Here is a 21,178-nt window from a genome sequence, read left to right as displayed (position 1 = left end):
AGCGGAACTGTGCTCACGCATAGTGCAGTTGGCCTGTTCAAGTCAAGGTCTGTCTTTTCTTCTGAGACTCCGGTCGAATGTCGTCACTTGTGACGCGTTTGCCTCGCCCGGACTACCCCCATAGGTCCGCTGCGAAGGAGCGCGGGGGAGGACAGCATCAAGTGACCATCAAGCGACGGACGATCAGAGCGTCCGCGGTGCTCGTGGCTCTGGCCGCGACCACCGCGTCGGCATCGGCGTTCAGCAGCGCCCAGGCCGAGGACGGAAAGTCCGCGAAGCCGGCCGGTATCGAGCGCCGTGACCCGGCCCCGCAGAAGGACCATGTCGAGCACGATCTCGAGGGCCCCTTCAGCAAGCAGCAGGACCAGCAGCGCGAAGCCGCGCTGGAACAGCTCATATCCGGCGACGCGGACGTGCAGCAGCGCGGCGGGTCCCGGGTGGTGAAGCTCGACGACAAGAAGTACGTCGAGCTCGGCCGGGAGAAGACGGACAAGATCTTCACGATCCTGGTGGAGTTCGGCGACAAGGTCGACGACACCACCATGTTCGACCCGGACGGCCCCGAAGGACCCGAGGCCCCCGTCAAGAAGTACGGCGGCACCCCGGGCCCGCAGCACAACGAGATCGCCAAGCCCGACCGTGCGAACGACAACTCCACGGCCTGGCAGGCGGACTACAACCAGCAGCACTTCCAGGACCTCTACTTCGGCACCGGCAAGGACGCGAGCGGCAAGCCGAAGGAGTCCCTGAAGACCTACTACGAGAAGACCTCGTCCGGCCGTTACTCGGTCGACGGCGGAGTCTCCGACTGGGTCAAGGTCGACTACAACGAGGCCCGCTACGGCTCCAACTACTGCGGCGACACCAACTGCGCCAACGTCTGGGACACGGTCAAGGACGGCGTCACCGCATGGGTCGCCGACCAGAAGGCCAAGGGCCGTACGGACGCGCAGGTCAAGGCGGACCTGTCGAAGTACGACGAGTGGGACCGCTACGACTTCGACAACGACGGCAACTTCAACGAGCCCGACGGCTACATCGACCACTTCCAGATCGTCCACGCCGGTGAGGACGAGTCGGCGGGCGGCGGCGCCGAGGGCGAGAACGCCCTGTGGGCGCACCGCTGGTACGCCTACGGCACCGACGCGGGCAAGACCGGCCCGTCCGAGAACAAGGCCGGCGGCACCCAGATCGGCTCCACCGGCATCTGGGTCGGCGACTACACCATGCAGCCCGAGAACGGCGGCCTCGGTGTCTTCGCCCACGAGTACGGTCACGACCTCGGTCTGCCCGACCACTACGACACCTCGGGCAAGGGCGAGAACTCGACCGGCTTCTGGACGCTGATGTCGGCAGGTTCCTGGCTCGGCAACGGCAAGGACTCCATCGGAGACCTGCCGGGCGACATGACCGCCTGGGACAAGCTCCAGCTCGGCTGGCTCAACTACACCCGGGGCAAGGCGGCCACCGCCTCCACGCACACGCTGGGTGTTTCGGCGTACAACACCAAGCGCCCGCAGGCGCTGGTCGTCGAACTGCCGAAGAAGAAGGTCACCACGACTGTCGTGAAGCCCGCCGAGGGCTCCAAGCAGTGGTGGAGCGACATGGGCGACAACCTCAAGAACACGCTGTCCCGCCCGGTCGACCTCACCGGCAAGGCCAAGGCGTCCCTGGAGCTTTCGGGCTGGTGGGACATCGAGGCCAACTACGACTACCTGTACGCCGAGGTGTCGACGGACGGCGGCGCCAACTGGACGCCGGTGGACGGCACGGCCGACGGCAAGGCGATCACCCGTGACGCGGGCGACAAGCCGGCGCTGACCGGTGCTTCGGCCGCGTACAAGAAGCTCGTGTACTCGCTGGACGCGTACGCGGGCAAGAAGGTCGACGTCCGCTTCCGCTACCAGACGGACGGCGGCGCGGGCGGCAAGGGCTTCGCGGCCGACGGCCTGAGCGTGGTGGCGGACGGCGCACCGCTGTTCACCGACAACGCCGAGGGCGACGACGCGGGCTGGACCTCGAAGGGCTTCTCGCGCATCGGTGAGTCCTTCACCAAGGAGTACGAGCAGTACTACCTGGCCGAGAACCGCCAGTACGTGTCGTACGACAAGACCCTCAAGGTCGGCCCGTACAACTTCGGCTTCAAGTCGCCGAAGGACTCGTGGGTCGAGCACTACCCGTACCAGAACGGCCTGCTGATCTGGCTCTGGGACACCTCCCAGAAGGACAACAACACCAGCCAGCACCCGGGCCAGGGTCTTGTCCTGCCGATCGACGCGCACGCCAAGCCGCTGAAGTGGGCGGACGGCACGCTGATGCGGAACAAGATCCAGTCGTTCGACTCGACGTTCAGTCTGTGGCGGACCGACGGCATCACGCTGCACAAGGCGGATGTCGCACAGCGGATCGCGCCGCAGCCGGGCAACTCGGTCTTCGACGACCGCAAGGGCGTGTACTGGTACGCCGAGAACCCGACGGCCGGTGTGAAGGTTGCTGACACCAACACCAAGATCTCCATCGTGAAGGAGCCGCTGAATGGCGACTCGATCACCGTGAAGGTTGGTCCGTCGGCCAAGTAATTCGTATCACCGCAGGTCAGAGCATGATCGGCCGTCGCCCTCTAGCGGGCGGCGGCCGATCGTGTTTAGGTGCGTCGTACCAGGTCCTTATTGACACGCCATCTCACGGGGGAGTGGTTCAGCATGCCCGGCGGAGGTTTCAGCAAGTTGCCGAACGGCAGCGTGGTGGTCGCACTCAGTCTGCCGAGTCCGACGGCCGACGGCGGCACCGTTCGCTTTCTGGTGCACGCGGCGAACCGGGCCCGTGCGCTGACCCGGCTGCGGAATCTGGGGCTGCGGGCGGTCTATCTGCGGGGCAACACGGAGCCGCCGACGCCGGACGAGATCACGGCGGTGCTGCACCACCCGGACGGCCTGCTCTGGCGCACCGACGCCGGGCCGGCGCAGGAGCTCTGGCACCCGATACGGGCGCTGCTCCGCGCCTCGGGAGGGACCAGGACCTATGGCTCCTCCCCGGCCCCAGAGCCGCAGCCGCAGGCCTCGAGCGACGCGGCCGTGGGAGCGCGGCTGATCCTCCAGCAGCCGGGCGGACAGACGGGCCCGTGGGGATCGCTCCGGACGGAGTCCGGGGGAGTCTGAGGCGGGTCCAGGCGGTCACGGAGGCCGGGTCCAGGAAGCCCTGGCGGTCCCCGGGTGCCTCGGCGGTCCGGGGAGCGGAGCTCCTCGCGGCTACACCACCGGCTTGCCGGACAGCTCCACGCCCGCGCCCCGCAGCTCCTCCAGCGCCGCCTCCGTCGTCTTCTCGGCGACTCCGGCGGTCAGGTCCAGCAGCACATGCGTCGTGAAGCCCTCCCGCGCCGCGTCCAGCGCCGTCGCCCGCACGCAGTGGTCGGTCGCGATGCCGACTATGTCGACCTCCGAGACCTCGCGCGCCCGCAGCCACTGGGCCAGCGTCGTGCCGTTCTCGTCCGTGCCCTCGAAGCCGCTGTACGCCGCCGCGTACGCACCCTTGTCGAAGACCGCGTCGATCGCGCCCGACGCCACCGCCGGCGCGAAGTTCGGGTGGAAGCCGATGCCCTCCGTGCCCGCCACACAGTGGGGCGGCCAGCTGCGGACATAGTCCGGGCGCTCGGAGAAGTGGTCCCCGGGCTCGATGTGGTGGTCGCGGGTGGCCACCACATGGCGGTACCCCGCCGGAGCGGCCTGGCCGATCAGGTCCGTGATGGCGGCGGCGACCTCGGCGCCTCCGGCCAACGCGAGGCTGCCTCCTTCGCAGAAGTCGTTCTGAACGTCCACGACGATCAAGGCGCGGTGCATGGCGGGGGTCCTTAGCGGATTCGGGTGCGGGACGGAGAACGATCGGGGGTACCGAGCCTAGAGACTCGGACCGCCGTGCGGGAGAGGTGCTTCACGCGCGGTTCATACGTACTCCGTCGGCAGTACCGGTTCCCCTTTGGACAACTGCATCGCAGACAACGGCAGCCCCGCCCGTGCCATCACATGCCGCTCGCGGGCGGCGTCCAGCGATTCACGCGCGACGATCTCGCCGCCCTTGACCAGCTCCACCAGCAGCTGCCGGTCGGCCAGTTCGGCCGGCACCGAGGAGAGGCCGATCACCTCCGCCTCGGCCACCCCGTCCGCGTCCAGCCGGCGGGCGGCCCATTTGCGCCCGCCCACCGAGGACTTCGCACCCAGCGACTTCTTCGCGACCGGCACCAGCGGGGCCTTGGGGTCGCCGGACTCGGCCCGGGCGACCAGCTTGTAGACCATCGAGCAGGTCGGGTGCCCGCTGCCGGTGACCAGCTGGGTGCCCACGCCGTACGCGTCCACCGGCGCCGCCGCCAGCGAGGCGATGGCGTACTCGTCCAGGTCCGAGGTGACCACGATCTTGGTGTTCGTCGCGCCGAGCTCGTCGAGCTGCTGCCGCACCCGGTGCGCGACCAGCAGCAGGTCGCCGGAGTCGATCCGGACGGCCCCGAGCTCCGGGCCCGCGATCTCCACCGCCGTACGGACCGCCTCGGCCACGTCGTACGTGTCGACCAGCAGCGTGGTGCCCCGGCCGAGCGAGTCGACCTGGGCCCGGAAGGCGTCGCGCTCGCTGTCGTGCAGCAGCGTGAAGGCGTGGGCGCTGGTGCCGACGGTCGGGATGGCGTAACGGAAGCCGGCCGCCAGGTCGGAGGTGGAGTTGAAGCCGCCGACGTACGCGGCGCGCGAGGAGGCGACGGCGGCGAGCTCGTGCGTACGCCGCGCGCCCATCTCGATCAGCCGCCGCCCGCCCGCCGCCGTCGAGATCCGCGAGGCCGCGGCGGCGATCGCCGAGTCGTGGTTGAGGATCGACAGGATCACGGTCTCCAGCAGCACACACTCGGCGAAGGAACCCTCGACGCGCATGATCGGAGAGCCCGGGAAGTACACCTCGCCCTCCGGATAGCCCCAGATGTCGCCGCTGAAGCGGTACGAGGCCAGCCACTGAAGCGTCGGCTCGTCGACGATGCTCTGCTCGCGCAGAAAGCCGAGCACGTCCGGGTCGAAGCGGAAGTTCTCCACGGCGTCCAGCACGCGGCCGGTGCCTGCGACGACTCCGTAGCGCCGGCCGTCGGGCAGCCGGCGGGTGAAGACCTCGAAGACGGAGCGCCGGTCGGCGGTGCCGCTGCGGAGTGCCGCCTGCAGCATCGTGAACTCGTACTGGTCGGTGAAGAGCGCCGTCGACGGAACGTCGACCGGCAGCCCCAGGTCCCGTGCGTTACCCATGACGTCAGCCATGGCCACGATGCTAGCGCACATCTCGTCAGAGTGACGAGATGTGAGAGTCGTTTGTGCGATGAGGCCTCTCGGGTGGCAGCATGGACCAGGTGAGTGTTGCTCCCACAGAGATCGAACGTCCCGAATCGGCGGAGGAGACCTTCGCCGTCCCCGAGCCCGACGTGCCATGGGTGACGCTCGTCCACAATGACCCGGTCAATCTGATGAGCTATGTCACCTATGTCTTCCAGGCCTACTTCGGCTACTCCAAGGACAAGGCGCACAAGCTGATGCTCGACGTTCATCACAAGGGGCGCGCCATCGTCTCCAGCGGCAGCCGCGAAGAGATGGAGCGCGACGTGCAGGCGATGCATGGTTACGGTCTGTGGGCGACGCTCTCCCAGGACCGAATCTGATGGCGGGACACTTCGAGCCGATTCCCGGCGGCGGCGCGGCCGTCGCCCTCGACGAGGTCGAGATCTCGATCCTGCGCTCGCTCGCCGTGCAGATGCTGGAGCTGATCGGCCCGGGCGACGAGCCCGTCGAGGGCGAGGACCCGCTGGCCGCGCTGTTCGCCGTGGGTCCGAGCGAACCTCCCGCCGATCCCGCGCTGGCCAGGCTGTTCCCGGATGCCTACGCGGGACCCGACGCCGACGCCGATGACGAGGAACTGCAGGCCCTCTCCTCGGAGTTCAGGCGCTTCACCGAGAAGGATCTGCGCTCCCGCAAGCGCGACGACGCGCTCACGGTCGTACGCGGCCTCGACTCGCTCACGGTGGGCGACGAGGGCGGAGCCGTACTGAAGGTGAGCGCGGACGACTGCCCGCACTGGCTCGGCGCGCTCAACGATCTGCGGCTGACCATCGGCACCCGGCTGGACGTCAGTGACGACGACGAGAACGGGGATCTGTACCGGCTGCCGGACTCCGATCCGCGCAAGCCGATGGTGATGGCCTATCTCTGGCTCGGCGCGCTCCAGGAGACGCTCGTCGACACTCTGATGTCCTGAAGTGTTCGCTCAGCGGACGCTCAAATCCGGATAACGATCATGTCACCGCTCCTGCTTGCTTTGTGAAGCCGGTGGATTTTTGTCCGCTTCTTCCTGTGGTGTGCGCCACAACCGCCGTGGCTGACGGCTGTTGCAGCCGTGATAAATCTTCCGCACCGCAGGCGACGCCACCCATGTCTCCTGGGGCGCTCGGGCCGGCTGACCGCCGGTGGCACTCCATTTCAGTCCGGGGGGATCGCATGGAGAAAGGCGCATCACCATGACCTCGGCGCAGGTCGAGCAGAAGCACGACGGCAAACCATCCGCGGACGAGGGCTACCAGCGCGGACTGGGCGCCCGGCAGATCCAGATGATCGCGATCGGCGGTGCCATCGGCACCGGCCTCTTCCTGGGCGCGGGCAAGGCCATCTCCAAGGCCGGACCCAGCCTCATCCTGGCCTACGCCATCGCGGGCCTGGTCATCTTCTTCATCATGCGGGCGCTGGGCGAACTGCTCATGTACCGCCCGGTCTCGGGGTCCTTCTCCGAGTACGCGCGTGAGTTCGTCGGCCCCTTCGCGGGCTTTGTCACCGGCTGGACGTACTGGCTGTTCTGGGTCGTCACCGGCATCACCGAGGTGACTGCGGCCGCCACCTACATGACGTATTGGTGGGACATTCCGCAGTGGCTCTCCGCGCTGGTCTTCACGATCATCCTGTACGGCGCGAACCTCATCTCCGTGAAGCTCTTCGGTGAGCTGGAGTTCTGGTTCTCGATGGTCAAGGTGACGGCCATCATCGGCATGATCCTCATCTGCGCCGGTGTGCTCACGCTCGGCTTCTCCGACGCCGGTGACACCGCGTCAGTGACCCATCTCTGGTCCGACGGCGGCTTCTTCCCCAAGGGCATCGGCGGCACGCTGATGACGCTGCAGATCGTGATGTTCGCCTTCCTCGCGGTCGAGCTGGTCGGCGTCACCGCCGGCGAGTCCAAGGACCCGGAGAAGACGCTGCCCAAGGCGATCAACACCGTGCCGTGGCGTATCGCCGTCTTCTACGTCGGCGCGCTGATCATGATCCTCTCGGTGGTCCCGTGGACCCACTTCAAGCCGGGCATCTCGCCGTTCGTGGCCGCCTTCGAGCAGATGGGCCTCGGTGTCGGAGCGGCGATCGTCAACTTCGTCGTCCTCACCGCGGCGCTCTCGTCCTGCAACTCCGGCATGTACTCCACCGGCCGCATGCTGCGCGACCTGGCGCTCAACGGCCAGGGCCCCAGGGCCTTCACCAGGCTGACGAAGAGCGGCACCCCGCTGATCGGCACCACCTTCTCCGCGGCGCTGATGCTGGTCGGCGTCTGGATCAACTACCAGTGGCCGGGCGACGCGTTCAACTACGTCGTCTCCTTCGCCACCATCTCCGGCATGTGGGCCTGGATCATGATCCTGGTCAGCCAGCTCCGCTACCGCGCCAAGGCCGACCGCGGCGAGGTGCCGCAGTCCACCTTCAAGGCGCCCGGCGCCCCGTTCACCAGCGGGTTCGCGCTCGCCTTCATCGGCATGGTCATCGTGATGATGGGCGTCGACAAGGACGCGCGGATCTCGCTGTACTGCGCGCCGCTGTGGGCGCTGCTCCTCGGCGTCTCGTATCTGGTGCTGAAGCGGCGCAACCCCGAGGGCGCGGCCTTCAACAAGCGCTGATTGCCCCAGAACGTCCCGGCATTCGGGCGGGCCCGTACCAGTCTTCGGTACGGCCCGCCCGTCTGCTTATCCTGAGCCCCATGCTGACCATCACCAGAGACCTCTTCGACCAGATCGTCGAGCATGCCCGCGCCGACCACCCCGACGAGGCGTGCGGCGTCGTCGCCGGACCCGAGGGCAGCGGCCGCCCAGAGCGCTTCGTCCCGATGCTGAACGCCGCCCGCTCGCCCACCTTCTACGAGTTCGACTCGGCGGATCTGCTGAAGCTCTACCGGGAGCTGGACGACCGCGACGAAGAGCCGGTGATCATCTACCACTCGCACACCGCGACCGAGGCGTACCCGTCCCGTACGGACATCAGCTACGCGAACGAGCCGGGCGCTCACTATGTCCTGGTGTCCACCGCGGACACGGACGGCACGGGCCCCTTCCAGTTCCGCTCGTTCACGATCGTGGACGGCGAGGTGACCGAGGAAGAGGTCAAGGTCGTCGAGGCGTACTGAACCGCTCCGGCCTCCGCTCATGACCGCATGCTGAGCGGCTGGCGTCCAGCATTCGAGATCACACTCCGGGATCCGGACCGGGAATCGATACGATGACCCCATGGTTCCCCATGACGTGAGCGACAGGACGCCGGGCACGCTGCTGCTCGTGGCGCGGCTGCACGTCGACCTGTGCCGCCTCGCCAGCGCGATGTGTACGGCCCCTGCTGCGCTCTGAGCGCATCCAGCAAGCACCACCCCCTCGCGCGGGGGCAGAGCCGCGCGCCCCTCAGCACCCCGCCAGACACTCCCGACAGGAGCCCACGCCATGGCCATCGAGGTCCGCATCCCGACCATCCTCCGCACCTACACCGACGGAGCCAAGGCCGTCGAGGGCAGCGGAGACACGCTCGCCGAGCTCTTCGCCGACCTCGAGACCCGTCACAGCGGCATCAAGGAGCGCATCGTCGAAGGCGACCAGCTGCGCCGCTTCGTGAACGTCTACCTCAACGACGAGGACGTCCGCTTCCTCGACGGCATCTCCACCAAGCTCGCCGACGGCGACAGCGTCACGATCCTCCCGGCAGTCGCAGGCGGCATGCGCTGATGCGTTACGACTCTCCGCTCGCCGCGGTCGGCAACACACCGCTGGTCCGCCTCCCGAGGCTGTCGCCTTCGGAGGACGTACGCATCTGGGCCAAGCTGGAGGACCGCAACCCGACCGGCTCGATCAAGGACCGCCCGGCGCTCCACATGATCGAACAGGCGGAGAAGGACGGCCGTCTGACGCCCGGGTGCACGATCCTGGAGCCGACGTCCGGCAACACCGGCATCTCGCTGGCGATGGCCGCGAAGCTCAAGGGCTACCGCATCGTGTGCGTGATGCCGGAGAACACCAGCGAGGAGCGCCGCCAGCTGCTCGCGATGTGGGGCGCGGAGATCATCTCGTCCCCGGCGGCCGGCGGCTCCAACACGGCCGTGCGCGTCGCCAAGGAGATCGCGGAGAAGAACCCGGCCTGGGTGATGCTCTACCAGTACGGCAACCCGGACAACGCCGGCGCGCACTACGCCACCACCGGCCCGGAGATCCTCGCCGACCTCCCGTCCATCACCCACTTCGTCGCCGGACTCGGCACGACGGGCACGCTGATGGGCGTCGGCCGCTTCCTGCGCGAGAACATCCCGGCCATCCAGATCGTCGCCGCCGAGCCGCGCTACGACGACCTGGTCTACGGACTGCGCAACCTCGACGAGGGCTTCGTACCGGAGCTCTACGACGCGTCCGTGCTGACGACCCGCTTCTCGGTCGGCTCGGCCGACGCGGTCACCCGCACCCGCGAACTCCTCCAGCAGGAAGGCATCTTCGCGGGTGTCTCGACGGGCGCGGCGCTGCACGCGGCGATCGGCGTCGGCAAGAAGGCGGTCAAGGCGGGCGAGAGCGCGGACATCGTGTTCGTCGTCGCCGACGGCGGCTGGAAGTACCTGTCGACGGGCGTCTACACGGCCGAGACGACGGAGGCGGCGATCGACACGCTCCAGGGCCAGCTCTGGGCGTAAGGGCGTAGGAGGCAGGGGGCGTAGGCCTGTAGCTCCGGTCAGCTCAGGTGGCGGACCTGGTCCCAGAGCGTCGGGTCCACCACCCCCACCTTCCGGCGGAACTCCCACATCGCCACGTCCCGGAGTTCGTCCGTCTCCAGGAAACTCGGCCGCCCTCGCGCGTCGCCGACCGTACCCGGCGGCAGCGCGATCACTCCCGGCCGTTCGTCGTGGTACTTGCTCGTGATCTTCGCCACCTGCGCGGTCTTGCCCCGTACCGAAAGCACCAGACACGGCCGGTCCTTCGAGCCGGGCCCGTCCTCGTAGGGCACATCCGCCCACCAGATCTCGCCAGGCCGCGGCCGCCGCTCGGTCTTGCGCCGCGGACCGGCCGGCCTGCCCGGCGGCCGGGTGCGCCCGCTCGCACCGCGCTTGCGGTCCGGACGGCGCGTGCCGCGACCCCGGCCGTCCACCAACGCGGCGACCAGCGCGATCACCACGACGGCGAGCAACGCGAGCCACCAAGATGTGTCCATAGGCGGAAGGCTACCGGCGCGCCACGCCCGACGCGCGCCGCGTTCTGGCCGCCCAGAGGGGTGACAGCGCAGGTGAGTTCCCCCACAACCCCTCTCTCTGGAGGAGCGACCGGCCCTTTCGCGCCTTACGCTCAACAAACCGCACGACCCACTCCCAGCCCTCCTCGTATCGGAGGTTCAGCTCCATGAAGCTCACCGTCGTCGGCTGCTCGGGGTCGTTTCCGTCCGCGGATTCGGCCTGCTCGAGCTACCTCGTAGAGGCCGACGGCTTCCGGCTGCTCCTCGACATGGGCAACGGCGCCCTGGGCGAGCTGCAGCGCCACATCGGTCTCTACGACCTCGATGCCATCTTCCTCAGCCATCTCCACGCGGACCACTGCATCGACATGTGCGGGTACTTCGTTGCCCGCTACTACCGCCACGATGGCGGCCGCTGCGACGCCATCCCGGTCTACGGCCCCGAAGGCACCGAGCAGCGCCTGATCACCGCGTACGCGGACGTTCCCTCGCCCACCTCCATGAGTGAGGTCTTCGACTTCCACACCCTGAAGTCCGGCAGCTTCGACATCGGCCCGTTCTCCGTCCGTACGGAACGGGTGGCGCACCCGGTCGACGCGTACGGCATCCGCCTGGAGCACGCCGGCAGAACGCTGACGTACTCCGGCGACACGGGCGTGTGCGAGCCGCTTCACGAACTCGCCGACGGAGCCGATCTGTTCCTGTGCGAGGCGTCCTTCACACACGGCAAGGAGGACATCCCCGACCTCCATCTGAACGGCCGCGAAGCGGGTGCGTTCGCGCGGCGCGCGAACGCGGGCCGGCTGGTGCTGACCCATGTCCCGCCGTGGACGGACCCCCAGCAGAACCTGGACGACGCGCGAGCGGTGTACGACGGCCCGACCGAGGTCGCGGTCCCGGGCGCGGTCTACGAAGTCTGAACCGTCGCTGCCACGCAGAAGGCCCCGGAACCGCGAGGGTTCCGGGGCCTTGTGCGTGAACTGCCAGGGGCTTACGCCTTGGTCAGTTCCTCGATCTCCTCGTCGGACTCACGGCCCGGAGTCGGCAGGTTGAACTTGGTGATCGCGAAGCGGAAGACCACGTAGTAGATCGCCCCGAACACCAAGCCGATCGGAATGATCAGCCATGGCTGAGTCGCCTTGCTCCAGCCGAGTCCGAGGTCGATCAGCCCGGCGGAGAAGGTGAAGCCCGCATGGACCCCCAGCGCCCAGGTGACGGCCATCGAGATCGCGGTCAGCACGGCGTGGATCACGTACAGCAGGGGCGCGATGAACATGAACGAGAACTCGATCGGCTCGGTCACACCGGTGACGAACGAGGTCGCCGCGAGCGAGATCATCATGCCCATCACGGCCTTGCGGCGCTCGGGGCGGGCGGCGTGCGCCATGGCGAGGGCCGCGGCCGGCAGCCCGAACATCATGATCGGGAAGAAGCCGCTCATGAACAGGCCGGCCTCGGGGTCGCCGGCGAAGAAGCGGTTCAGGTCGCCGTGGACGACCTCGCCCGCCGCGTTGGTGAAGTCGCCGATCTGGAACCAGGCGACGGTGTTCACGAACTGGTGCATGCCGATGGGGATCAGCGCGCGGTTGATGGCGCCGAAGATGCCCGCGCCCGCAGCGCCGAGCCCGGTCATCCACTCGCCGAAGTTGGATATGACCTCACCGATCGGCTCCCAGACGAGGCCGAAGAAGACGCCCATGATCACGCCGACGAAGGCCATGATGATCGGCACGAGCCGGCGGCCGTTGAAGAAGCCCAGCCAGTCAACAAGCTTGGTGCGGTGGTAGCGCTGCCACAGGATTGCGGTGAGCAGGCCCATGACGATGCCGCCGAGGACACCCGGGTTGTTGTAGGTGGCGGCGAGGTCCACACCCTTGTTCTCGGTCGTGTTGACCACGGCCTCGGTGATGGGGAACGCGGTGAGGACGTTCTTGTAGACGAGGTAGCCGACCAGCGCGGCGAGCGCGGTGGAGCCGTCGGCCTTCTTGGCGAAGCCGATCGCCACACCGATGCAGAACAGCAGCGGCAGGTTGGCGAAGACCGCGTCACCGGCGGTGGCGAAGACCGAGGCGACCTTGTCCCAGCCCAGCCCGTCCTTGCCGAAGACGTCGGGCTGCCCGAGGCGCAGCAGAATGCCCGCGGCGGGCAGGACGGCGATCGGCAGCTGCAGGCTTCGACCCACCTTCTGCAGGCCCTGGAACAGGCCCGATCCCCACTTCTTGGCGGGCGGGGCCGCGGTAGCCGTAGTCATAACTTCCTCCAGTGGGCAGTCCGCCGCCACAAAAAGGGGAAGGGAAAGTGGACGGCGATGTCTCGGGGGAACGCGGTGGTATGGACCGCGTGGTCTACACCACTGAGTGGTGTAGACCTGTTGTAGCACGTGAGGGAAAGATAAGGAACCTGCGAATTTTGTGGCCTGGGCCATAGCGCGAAATGCACGACATAAGGCCCCTGGACGGAAAGTCCAGGGGCCTTATGGCGGCGATACGTATAACGCCGGAAGCGCCGGCGGCGGGCGGTCTACTTCGTGATGTCCCGCTCCATCTCCTCCGCGACCTCCTCCGGTTCCCGCCCCGGCGTCTGGATGTTGAACTTCGTGATCGCGAACCGGAAGATCGCGTAGTACACCACCGCGAAGGCCAGACCGATCGGAATGATCAGCCAAGGCTTTGTCGCCAGGCCCCAGTTGATGACGTAGTCGATCAGTCCCGCCGAGAAGCTGAAGCCGTCCTTGACGCCCAGCGCCCAGCTCACCGCCATCGACACACCCGTGAGCACCGCGTGGATCGCGAACAGCAGCGGGGCCACGAAGAGGAACGAGTACTCGATCGGCTCGGTGATGCCGGTGACGAACGACGTCAGCGCGACCGACAGCATGAGGCCGCCGATCTCCTTGCGGCGGTGCGGCTTGGCGCAGTGGGTGATCGCCAGTGCCGCGGCAGGCAGCGCGAACATCATGATCGGGAAGAAGCCGGTGGTGAACTGGCCCGCGTTCGGGTCGCCCGCCAGGAACATGGTGATGTCGCCGTGCACCTCCGTGCCGTCCGGCTTGACGTAGGTGCCGAACTGGAACCAGATGGGCACGTTCAGGAACTGGTGCAGGCCGATGACCAGCAGCGCTCGGTTGGTGACACCGAAGATGCCGGCGCCCCACGAGCCGAGACCCACGAGCCAGTCGCTGAAGTTCTCCAGACCGTCGCCGATCGGCGGCCAGACCCACAGGCACAACGCCGCGAACGCGATCGCGACGAAGGACATGATGATCGGGACGAGCCGGCGGCCGTTGAAGAAGCCGAGCCAGTCCACCAGCTTGGTGCGGTGGTAGCGCTGCCAGAACCAGGCGCTGAGCAGGCCGATGACGATGCCGCCGAAGACACCCGGATTCTGGTACGTATGGGCCGCGACCGATCCGTCGGGGGCCTGGCAGCCGAGAACGACCACCACTGCCCCGCCCGGGCAGTCCTCGGGGAACTGGCGCATGACGTTGTAGTAGACGAGGAACCCCACGACGGCCGCGAGGGCCGTCGAGCCGTCGGACTTCTTGGCCATGCCGATCGCGACGCCGACGCAGAACAGCATCGGCAGACCGAGGTTGCCGTCCAGCAGCGCGCCGCCAGCGCCGGCCATCACCTTGGCGACGTTGTCCCAGCCGAGACCCTCCGCGCCGAAGACGTCGGGCTGGCCGAGGCGGTTGAGGATGCCGGCCGCGGGGAGGACGGCGATGGGCAGTTGGAGGCTGCGGCCCATCTTCTGCAGGCCTTGGAACGCCTTGTTCCACCACGTCTGCTGCGGCACGGCCGCGCTCTCGGAGCTCATCGGCGTCCTCCCGGAACAGCCTTGATTTGGCAGGTGTTGCAGACTGGTGTAGACCAGTTGCGGTACGGTCCCCGCGTCCGCACGCGGGACACAGCACCGGTGATCGTCATCATTCGGTACGGGATGATTACTCGCCCGTGAAGATGGGCCAACCGTGCGTTACCGTGACAAAGCGGACCAATGGTGGACCGGGAGCAGCGCTCAGCGCTTGAACGCAGGGAGAAGACATGGCCAGCAAGGCTGAGAAGATCGTCGCCGGGCTCGGTGGAATCGACAACATCGAGGAGATCGAGGGCTGCATCACCCGTCTCCGCACCGAAGTCGTCGACCCGAGCAAGGTCGACGAGGTTGCGCTGAAGGCCGCCGGCGCACACGGCGTCGTCAAGATGGGCACCGCGATCCAGGTCGTGATCGGCACCGACGCGGACCCCATCGCCGCGGACATCGAAGACATGATGTGAGTCCGGCCGTCGGCTGAGCTCAATCCCGCCGGAGGGGCCGAAAACGGCCCCTCCGGCGCTCTGTCGCACAGCCGATAGGCTCGACCCCATGTCTCGAATCGACGGCCGCACCCCCGAACAGCTCCGCCCGGTCACCATCGAACGCGGATGGAGCAAGCACGCCGAGGGCTCCGTCCTCATCTCCTTCGGCGACACCAAGGTCTTCTGCACCGCCTCGGTCACCGAAGGCGTGCCGCGCTGGCGCAAGGGCAGCGGCGAAGGCTGGGTCACCGCCGAGTACTCGATGCTGCCGCGCTCCACCAACACCCGCGGCGACCGCGAATCCGTCCGCGGCAAGATCGGCGGCCGCACGCACGAGATCTCCCGCCTGATCGGACGCTCGCTGCGCGCGGTCATCGACTACAAGGCCCTCGGCGAGAACACGATCGTGCTCGACTGCGACGTACTCCAGGCCGACGGCGGCACCCGCACCGCCGCCATCACCGGCGCGTACGTCGCACTCGCCGACGCCGTCGCCTGGGCCCAGTCCAAGAAGCTCGTGAAGGCCGGCCGTAAGCCGCTCACCGGCACCGTCGCCGCCGTCTCCGTCGGCATCGTGGACGGCACCCCGCTCCTCGACCTCTGCTACGAAGAAGACGTACGCGCCGAGACCGACATGAACGTGGTCTGCACCGGCGACGGCCGCTTCGTCGAGGTCCAGGGCACCGCGGAGGCCGAGCCCTTCGACCGCAAGGAACTCACCGCCCTGCTGGACCTCGCGACCGCCGGCTGCGCCGACCTCGCCGTGCTCCAACTGGCGGCCCTCGAGCGCACGCTCGAAGGGTAAAGAAGCAACCAAGAACGCTCTGACGGGCGTCTTGAGAACCACGGGCGCACGGGCCGAACCGTGCGCCCGTCCGTACCCGGGGAGGACCGTTCCATGTCTGCGCGCCGCCGCATAGCACTCACGCTCGCCACCGCCGCACTGGTCGTACCGATCACCGTCGGCTGCAGCGCCATCGACAAGGCCATCTCCTGCGTCGAGACGGCTGACGCCATCGCCACCAGCGTCGACAACCTCCAGCAGGCCGTGTCCACCGCCGCCAACGACCCGACACAGGCCAAGGAGTCCCTCGACGCCATCGACAAGGAGCTCACGGCCCTCGGCGACAAGACCGACAACGCGGACCTGAGCAAGGCCGTCGACGACCTCAACGCCGGCGTCGACAATGTCCGCAAGTCCATCGAGAACGGCGACACCACTCCGGACATCAAGCCCGTCACCGACGCCGCGACCGAGATCGGCAAGGTCTGCACACCCGGATAGCCCCCGGATAATCGGTGGCATGACCCGTCTCGTACTCGCCACCCGCAACGCCGGGAAGCTCACCGAACTGAAGGCCATCCTCGCCGACGCAGGTCTGCCCCACGACCTCGTCGGCGCGGATGCCTATCCCGAGATCCCCGACGTCAAGGAAACCGGCGTCACCTTCGCCGAGAACGCGCTGCTCAAGGCCCACGCCCTGGCCAAGGCCACCGGACTGCCCGCCGTCGCAGACGACTCCGGCCTCTGCGTCGACGTCCTCGGCGGCGCGCCCGGCATCTTCTCCGCCCGCTGGGCCGGCACCCACGGCGACGACCAGGCCAACCTGGAACTACTGCTCGCCCAACTCGTCGACATCGACACGCCCCACCGCGCCGCCCACTTCGCCTGCGCGGCGGCACTGGCCCTGCCCGACGGCACGGAACGAGTGGTGGAAGGCCGCCTCCTCGGCACCCTGCGCCGCTCCCCGCACGGCGACGGCGGCTTCGGCTACGACCCGATCCTCCAGCCGGAGGGCGAGAGCCGTACATGTGCGGAGATGTCTGCGGCGGAGAAGAACGCGATCAGCCACCGGGGCAGAGCGTTCCGGGCACTGGTCCCGGTGGTGCGCGAACTCCTGGGCTGACGCCCGGAGTTGAGAGTGCGGCCGGAGGGACTCGAACCCTCACGGGAGTTACCCCACTGGGACCTAAACCCAGCGTGACTGCCAGTTCCACCACGGCCGCGGGCCGTCGTCCGGCCATATTACTGGCCGGACGGCGGTCGTCAGATGCCGAGGTCCCTGATGATCTTGGCGACATGGCCGGTCGCCTTCACGTTGTACAGGGCCCGCTCGACCTTGCCCTCCTCGTCGACCACGAACGTCGAACGGATCACGCCGACCACCGTCTTGCCGTACAGCTTCTTCTCGCCGAACGCGCCGTACGCCTCAAGCGTCTCCTTCGACGGATCGCCGACCAGGGTGACCTTCAGGTTCTCCTTCTCGCGGAACTTCGCCAGCTTCTCCGGCTTGTCCGGGGACACGCCGATGACGTCGTAGCCCGCGCCGGCCAGCAGATCCAGGTTGTCCGTGAAGTCGCAGGCTTCCTTCGTGCAGCCGGGCGTCAGCGCGGCCGGGTAGAAGTAGACGATCACCTTGCGGCCCTTGTGGGACGCGAGCGAGACCTCGTTGCCGTCCGCGTCGGGCAGGGTGAAGGCAGGGGCGGTGTCGCCGGGCTGGAGTCGCTCGCTCATGGTTCTCCTCGTAGGGCGTGAGGGTGTACCCGGTCGAGCGTAATAGGGGTGCCGATAGGTGCGTACGCAGCGGAGCTGACAGACTGTCGAGACAGGACTACCGGAAACGACCACGGAGGCGGCGCGGTGTCGGACGCGAGGACCCCTGCGCAGATCGAGGCGGACATTGTCCGCAGGCGCGACCAGCTGGCCGAGACGCTCGACGAGATCGGCGTGCGCATGCACCCGAAGACGGTCATCGGCGATGCGAAGGCCAAAGTCGCCGCGACCGTGGACCACACCGCCGGCCGCGCGGTCATGGCGGTGAGCCGCACGGTGTCCGACGTGAAGGCGCAGTTCGTGAAGTCGGACGGCGGCCCCCGTATGGAGCGGGTGCTCCCCGTGGCGCTGGTGGTCGTGGGCCTGGTCGGCCTGCTCGCCGTGTCCGCGTCGCGCCGCCGCAAGGGCTGACCCGCAGGCGTACGAAACGCGCCCGGGCAGGTAGGTTCGACGTGTGAGCGCCAACAGCCGGCAACAGAGCCCGCACCACGACAAGCTGCCCATCCGGATGCTGCACGACCGCGTGCTGGTGAGGACCGACATCCCGGAGGGCGAGCGGCGTTCCAGCGGCGGCATCGTCATTCCCGCGACCGCGGCGGTCGGCCGGCGGCTGGCCTGGGCCGAGGTGGTCGCCGTCGGGCAGAACGTACGGACGGTGGAGCCGGGCGACCGGGTGCTGTACGACCCCGAGGACCGGGCCGAGGTCGAGGTGCGGGGCGTGGCGTACGTACTGATGCGGGAGCGCGATCTGCACGCGGTGGCCGCGGACCGTTTCCAGGGTTCCGAGGACTCGACCGGGCTGTATCTGTAGCTCGTCATCTGTAGGTCGCCGTCCGTGGCTCGACATGTAGCTTCCCGCGGACGCGGAAGAGGGCTGGTGACCGGTGTCACCAGCCCTTTCGCCTGCCCTTGCTATCGTGGCAGGACCCCGACGAGACGCGCCGTACCGGGCTTTGCAAAGACGACGCACCCCGTTGAAGTTCCGCGTCTCGGAGGTGCCGTCATGGCCTGGGTTCTGCTTGCTGTCGCCGGTCTGCTCGAAGTGGGCTGGTCGATCGGAATGAAATTCACCGACGGATTCACCAGGCTGTGGCCGAGCGTGTTCACCGGTCTCGGGATCGTCGCCAGCATGGTCCTGCTGTCGCATGCCGCGAAGACTCTGCCGATCGGCACGGCGTACGGCGTCTGGGTGGGCATCGGCGCGGCCGGTGCCGCCGTGGTCGGCATGGTGGCGCTGAACGAGCCGGCGACCGCCGCGCGGATCTTCTTCGTCGTTCTGCTGCTGGTCGCGGTGGTGGGCCTGAAGGCGACCTCGGGCCACTGAGGCTCAGGTGCGGCCGCCGGGCCGGGTGGGCGTGCTGCCGCCGTTGCCTCCGCCGCCGTCCGCCCCGCCACCGGTGGCTCCGCCGGTGGTCTCGCCGCCGGTGTCACCTCCGGTGTCGCCGCCGCCCGTCGTCGTCCCGCCGTCCGTCTGGCCTCCGGTGTCCGTGCCTCCGTTGGTCTCGCCGCCGTTCGTCTGGCCGCCGTTCGGCGGGCTGGGCGTCTGGCTCGGCGACTGACTCGGGCTCTCGCCGGGGGACTGGCTCGGGGACTGTCCTGGTTCCTCGGGCTCCTCCGTCGACTCGTCCGGGGGCTCCAGCTCCAGAGGCGGCGGCTCCTCCTCCGCGCCCTCCGCCAACTGGAGGTCGAACTCCTGGATCTCGGCGCCCTCCAGGGCCGCGCCGGTGAACTGGCCCCAGATCTCCGCGGGCGCGCCTCCGCCGTTGATCCTCGGCAGTCCCAGCGCTCCGTAGAGCGGCTTGTGCGCACCGGTCTCGGGGTCCTGCCCCATCACCGCGACCACCGTCGCGAGCTCGGGGGTGTAGCCCGCGAACCAGGCGGCGGTGTCCTCCTCCGCCGTGCCCGTCTTGCCCGCCGCGGGCCGGCCCGCGGACTGGGCGGCGGTGCCGGTGCCGTAGTCGACCACGCTCTGCAGGATCGAGGTGGTCGTGTCGGCGGCCTCCCGGCTGACGACCTGCCCGCCCTCCGCCCGCGGCAGCCTGACGTCCTGCCCGTTCTTCGTGACTTTCGTGACGAGCGTGTACGTGCCGTGCCTGCCGTGGTTCGCGAGTGTCGCGTACGCCTCCGCCATGTCGAGGACGCTGGCGGTGGCCGGGCCGAGCGCGATGGACGGTGAGGCGCTGAGGTCCGGGGTGGTCGCGGGGATGCCGAGGTCGATCGCCGTCTGTTTCACCCTGGCGGGCCCGACGTCCATCGCCATCTGCGCGTAGACCGCGTTGACGGAGTTGTCGGTGGCGGTGCGGACGGTGATGGGGCCGTAGTCGACGTTGTCCTCGTTCTCCGGGGCGTACGGCTTGCCGGTCCAGCCCTGGACCGTGCGCCGGTTGGTGCCGTCGTAGACGGTGTTGGGTGTGATGGCCTGGCGGTCCTGGGTCTCGGAGTTGTTCTCGACGGCGGCGGTGAAGACGAACGGCTTGAAGGTGGAGCCGACTTGGTAGTCCCGGCGGGTCGCGTTGTTGACGTACTGCTTGGTGTAGTCGATACCGCCGTAGAGGGCGACGACCTTGCCGGTGGCGGTGTCGACGGACGCGCCGCCGACGCGGACGTTGCGGTCGGCCGTGCGGTTGTCGTCGAGCTTGGACATCACCTGGTCGTTCACGGCCTCGACGAACGCGTCCTGCTTCGTGCGCTCCAGCGTGGTCGTGATCCGGTAGCCGCCGGTGGCCAGCGTGTTCTCGTCGATGATCTTGTTGCTGGTCAGATAGTCCTCGACGGCCTGTACGACATAGCCGCGCTGGCCGGACAGGCCGATGGCGGGCTTGGCGGTCTGCGGCGCCGGGAACGTCATGGCCGCACGGTCGGCCGGGCTGAGCCATTCCTTCTTGACCATGCCGTTGAGCGTGTAGTTCCAGCGGCCGAGCGCGGCCGCCCGGTTCTCGGGGTGCGTGGCGACGTCGTACGCGCTCGGGGCATTGAGCAGCGAGGCGAGATAGGCGCCCTGCGCGGTGTCGACCTCCTCGATGTCCTTGCCGTAGTACGCATGGGCCGCGGCCTGGATGCCGTAGGCGTTGCGGCCGAAGTAGCTGGTGTTGAGGTAGCCCTCGAGGATCTCGCTCTTGGTCTGCTCGCGGCCCAGCTTGATCGCGATGAAGAACTCCTTCCACTTCCGCGAGATGGTCTGCTCCTGGCCCAGGTAGTAGTTCTTGACGTACTGCTGGGTGATGGTCGAACCGGACTGCTTGCCCTTGCCGGTCAGCGTGTTCCAGCCGGCGCGGACCATCGCCTTGGGGTCGACGGCCCGCTCGGAGTAGAAGTCCCGGTCCTCGGCGGCCAGTACGGCCCGCTGCACGGTCAGCGGGACCTGTGCGAGCTGGATGTTCTCGCGGTTGACCTCGCCGTCGCGGGCGATCGTCGAGCCGTCCTCGTACAGATAGACATTGGACTGGGCGGTGGCCGCGGCGTTGGCGGACGGGATGTCGACGAGCATGTAGCCGGCGAGGAAACCGCCGATCAGCAGCAGTGCGACGAGCAGGAGCGTGCCGAGCAGCATCCGCCAGGTGGGGAAGACACGACGCCAGCCGGTGCGCTTGCGCTGCTTGCCGGGCTTCCCGGGCTTGCCGGAGGTTGCCTGCGGGTCGACGGCGGTGGCGTCCCGGGGTGTCCAGCCCTGCTGCTGTGGCTCGTCGGTCATACCCACATACTGCCCTTTTTGGCGGGATATCCCTCGCAGCCTCAGGCGGTAAAAGCACTCGCAGCCCTCTGTCCGGGTGGACTAGGGTCGTGCGCTTTGGTGCCTGCAGGCGGAGGGG

23 protein-coding genes, 1 tRNA gene, 1 pseudogene and 1 riboswitch are annotated in these 21,178 nt (G+C 68.2%); of the genes and pseudogenes, 17 read left to right on the top strand and 8 right to left on the bottom strand.

Features of this window, described 5'->3' with window-relative positions:
• The first annotated feature begins 161 nt into the window (after window positions 1-161).
• Window positions 162-2,579 (top strand): immune inhibitor A domain-containing protein, encoded by a 2,418-nt coding sequence (locus ACH4YL_RS22845; RefSeq protein ID WP_398509251.1) that lies wholly within the window; start codon window positions 162-164, stop codon window positions 2,577-2,579.
• A gap of 123 nt (window positions 2,580-2,702) precedes the next feature.
• Window positions 2,703-2,999: pseudogene (locus ACH4YL_RS22840) on the top strand (hypothetical protein); the annotation flags it as partial.
• 249 nt (window positions 3,000-3,248) lie between these two features.
• Here the strand turns inward: ACH4YL_RS22840 and ACH4YL_RS22835 are convergent.
• Both ACH4YL_RS22835 and ACH4YL_RS22830 read right to left on the bottom strand, forming a co-directional pair.
• Complete coding sequence (locus tag ACH4YL_RS22835; RefSeq protein ID WP_398509250.1) at window positions 3,249-3,836, bottom strand: nicotinamidase; 588 nt, start codon at window positions 3,834-3,836, stop codon at window positions 3,249-3,251.
• A 102-nt stretch (window positions 3,837-3,938) separates the two neighbouring features.
• Entirely contained in the window at window positions 3,939-5,282 is a 1,344-nt protein-coding gene (locus ACH4YL_RS22830; protein ID WP_398509249.1) for a nicotinate phosphoribosyltransferase, read from the bottom strand.
• Between the two features lie 80 nt (window positions 5,283-5,362).
• On the opposite strand from ACH4YL_RS22830, the gene clpS reads away from it, so the two are divergent.
• The 7 genes from clpS to ACH4YL_RS22795 all read left to right on the top strand — a co-directional run bounded on the left by clpS (window position 5,363) and on the right by ACH4YL_RS22795 (window position 9,984).
• Entirely contained in the window at window positions 5,363-5,677 is a 315-nt protein-coding gene (gene clpS, locus ACH4YL_RS22825; protein ID WP_398509248.1) for an ATP-dependent Clp protease adapter ClpS, read from the top strand.
• Window positions 5,677-6,270 (top strand): DUF2017 domain-containing protein, encoded by a 594-nt coding sequence (locus ACH4YL_RS22820; protein ID WP_398509247.1) that lies wholly within the window; start codon window positions 5,677-5,679, stop codon window positions 6,268-6,270. Before clpS ends, ACH4YL_RS22820 begins: the two co-directional genes overlap by 1 nt.
• Window positions 6,271-6,529: 259 nt before the next feature.
• On the top strand, window positions 6,530-7,945 hold the full coding sequence (locus ACH4YL_RS22815; protein ID WP_398509246.1) for an amino acid permease: 1,416 nt from the start codon (window positions 6,530-6,532) through the stop codon (window positions 7,943-7,945).
• Window positions 7,946-8,025: 80 nt separating this feature from the next.
• Window positions 8,026-8,448, top strand: a complete 423-nt coding sequence (locus ACH4YL_RS22810) for a Mov34/MPN/PAD-1 family protein (protein WP_398509245.1) — start codon at window positions 8,026-8,028, stop codon at window positions 8,446-8,448.
• A gap of 100 nt (window positions 8,449-8,548) precedes the next feature.
• Entirely contained in the window at window positions 8,549-8,665 is a 117-nt protein-coding gene (locus ACH4YL_RS22805) for a putative leader peptide (protein ID WP_398509244.1), read from the top strand.
• 90 nt (window positions 8,666-8,755) lie between these two features.
• Window positions 8,756-9,034: a MoaD/ThiS family protein gene (locus ACH4YL_RS22800; RefSeq protein ID WP_398509243.1), complete on the top strand. Its 279-nt coding sequence runs from the start codon at window positions 8,756-8,758 to the stop codon at window positions 9,032-9,034.
• Window positions 9,034-9,984 (top strand): PLP-dependent cysteine synthase family protein, encoded by a 951-nt coding sequence (locus ACH4YL_RS22795; protein WP_398509242.1) that lies wholly within the window; start codon window positions 9,034-9,036, stop codon window positions 9,982-9,984. The genes ACH4YL_RS22800 and ACH4YL_RS22795 overlap by 1 nt, the downstream gene beginning before the upstream one ends.
• Window positions 9,985-10,022: 38 nt before the next feature.
• Here ACH4YL_RS22795 and ACH4YL_RS22790 read toward each other — a convergent pair whose 3' ends face one another.
• On the bottom strand, window positions 10,023-10,499 hold the full coding sequence (locus tag ACH4YL_RS22790) for a type II toxin-antitoxin system PemK/MazF family toxin (protein ID WP_398509241.1): 477 nt from the start codon (window positions 10,497-10,499) through the stop codon (window positions 10,023-10,025).
• Between the two features lie 185 nt (window positions 10,500-10,684).
• Here ACH4YL_RS22790 and ACH4YL_RS22785 point away from each other — a divergent pair, with 185 nt between their 5' ends.
• Complete coding sequence (locus ACH4YL_RS22785) at window positions 10,685-11,437, top strand: MBL fold metallo-hydrolase (protein WP_398509240.1); 753 nt, start codon at window positions 10,685-10,687, stop codon at window positions 11,435-11,437.
• A gap of 71 nt (window positions 11,438-11,508) precedes the next feature.
• On the opposite strand, the gene ACH4YL_RS22780 is transcribed toward ACH4YL_RS22785, so the two are convergent.
• On the bottom strand, window positions 11,509-12,768 hold the full coding sequence (locus ACH4YL_RS22780) for a PTS transporter subunit EIIC (protein WP_398509239.1): 1,260 nt from the start codon (window positions 12,766-12,768) through the stop codon (window positions 11,509-11,511).
• Between the two features lie 269 nt (window positions 12,769-13,037).
• A complete protein-coding gene (locus ACH4YL_RS22775; RefSeq protein ID WP_398509238.1) occupies window positions 13,038-14,333 on the bottom strand; it encodes a PTS transporter subunit EIIC in 1,296 nt (431 codons plus the stop codon).
• Window positions 14,334-14,560: 227 nt separating this feature from the next.
• Here ACH4YL_RS22775 and ACH4YL_RS22770 point away from each other — a divergent pair, with 227 nt between their 5' ends.
• The 4 genes from ACH4YL_RS22770 (at window position 14,561) to rdgB (ending at window position 16,722) form a co-directional block, all read left to right on the top strand.
• Window positions 14,561-14,794, top strand: coding sequence for a PTS glucose/sucrose transporter subunit IIB (locus ACH4YL_RS22770; protein WP_362687206.1), 234 nt, complete (start codon window positions 14,561-14,563; stop codon window positions 14,792-14,794).
• Between the two features lie 88 nt (window positions 14,795-14,882).
• Window positions 14,883-15,620 carry a ribonuclease PH gene (gene rph / locus ACH4YL_RS22765; RefSeq protein ID WP_398509237.1) on the top strand — a complete coding sequence of 246 codons (738 nt, stop codon included), beginning with the start codon at window positions 14,883-14,885 and terminating at the stop codon, window positions 15,618-15,620.
• A 93-nt stretch (window positions 15,621-15,713) separates the two neighbouring features.
• Complete coding sequence (locus tag ACH4YL_RS22760) at window positions 15,714-16,100, top strand: hypothetical protein (protein ID WP_398509236.1); 387 nt, start codon at window positions 15,714-15,716, stop codon at window positions 16,098-16,100.
• Window positions 16,101-16,119: 19 nt separating this feature from the next.
• Entirely contained in the window at window positions 16,120-16,722 is a 603-nt protein-coding gene (rdgB, locus tag ACH4YL_RS22755) for an RdgB/HAM1 family non-canonical purine NTP pyrophosphatase (protein ID WP_398509235.1), read from the top strand.
• A 16-nt stretch (window positions 16,723-16,738) separates the two neighbouring features.
• Here the strand turns inward: rdgB and ACH4YL_RS22750 are convergent.
• Together ACH4YL_RS22750 and bcp are read right to left on the bottom strand one after the other, a co-directional pair.
• A tRNA-Leu gene (locus ACH4YL_RS22750) sits at window positions 16,739-16,822 on the bottom strand.
• Between the two features lie 40 nt (window positions 16,823-16,862).
• The gene (gene bcp, locus ACH4YL_RS22745; protein ID WP_398509234.1) at window positions 16,863-17,330 is read right to left on the bottom strand and encodes a thioredoxin-dependent thiol peroxidase; all 468 of its coding nucleotides are present in this window, start codon (window positions 17,328-17,330) and stop codon (window positions 16,863-16,865) included.
• Between the two features lie 126 nt (window positions 17,331-17,456).
• Here bcp and ACH4YL_RS22740 point away from each other — a divergent pair, with 126 nt between their 5' ends.
• The 3 genes from ACH4YL_RS22740 (at window position 17,457) to ACH4YL_RS22730 (ending at window position 18,693) form a co-directional block, all read left to right on the top strand.
• A complete protein-coding gene (locus tag ACH4YL_RS22740; protein WP_398509233.1) occupies window positions 17,457-17,780 on the top strand; it encodes a DUF3618 domain-containing protein in 324 nt (107 codons plus the stop codon).
• Window positions 17,781-17,823: 43 nt separating this feature from the next.
• Complete coding sequence (locus ACH4YL_RS22735; protein ID WP_398509232.1) at window positions 17,824-18,180, top strand: GroES family chaperonin; 357 nt, start codon at window positions 17,824-17,826, stop codon at window positions 18,178-18,180.
• A 92-nt stretch (window positions 18,181-18,272) separates the two neighbouring features.
• A riboswitch (guanidine-III (ykkC-III) riboswitch) is annotated at window positions 18,273-18,340 on the top strand.
• A 32-nt stretch (window positions 18,341-18,372) separates the two neighbouring features.
• The gene (locus tag ACH4YL_RS22730; RefSeq protein ID WP_398509231.1) at window positions 18,373-18,693 is read left to right on the top strand and encodes a DMT family transporter; all 321 of its coding nucleotides are present in this window, start codon (window positions 18,373-18,375) and stop codon (window positions 18,691-18,693) included.
• Window positions 18,694-18,696: 3 nt separating this feature from the next.
• Here the strand turns inward: ACH4YL_RS22730 and ACH4YL_RS22725 are convergent, their stop codons facing one another.
• Window positions 18,697-21,060, bottom strand: a complete 2,364-nt coding sequence (locus ACH4YL_RS22725) for a transglycosylase domain-containing protein (protein WP_398509230.1) — start codon at window positions 21,058-21,060, stop codon at window positions 18,697-18,699.
• Window positions 21,061-21,178 lie beyond the last annotated feature (118 nt).

This window comes from Streptomyces sp. NPDC020681 (assembly GCF_044334895.1).
Classification (GTDB): domain Bacteria; phylum Actinomycetota; class Actinomycetes; order Streptomycetales; family Streptomycetaceae; genus Streptomyces.
The sequence above is the reverse complement of the archived record's forward strand: the minus strand, read 5'-3'. Positions and strand labels throughout refer to the sequence as shown.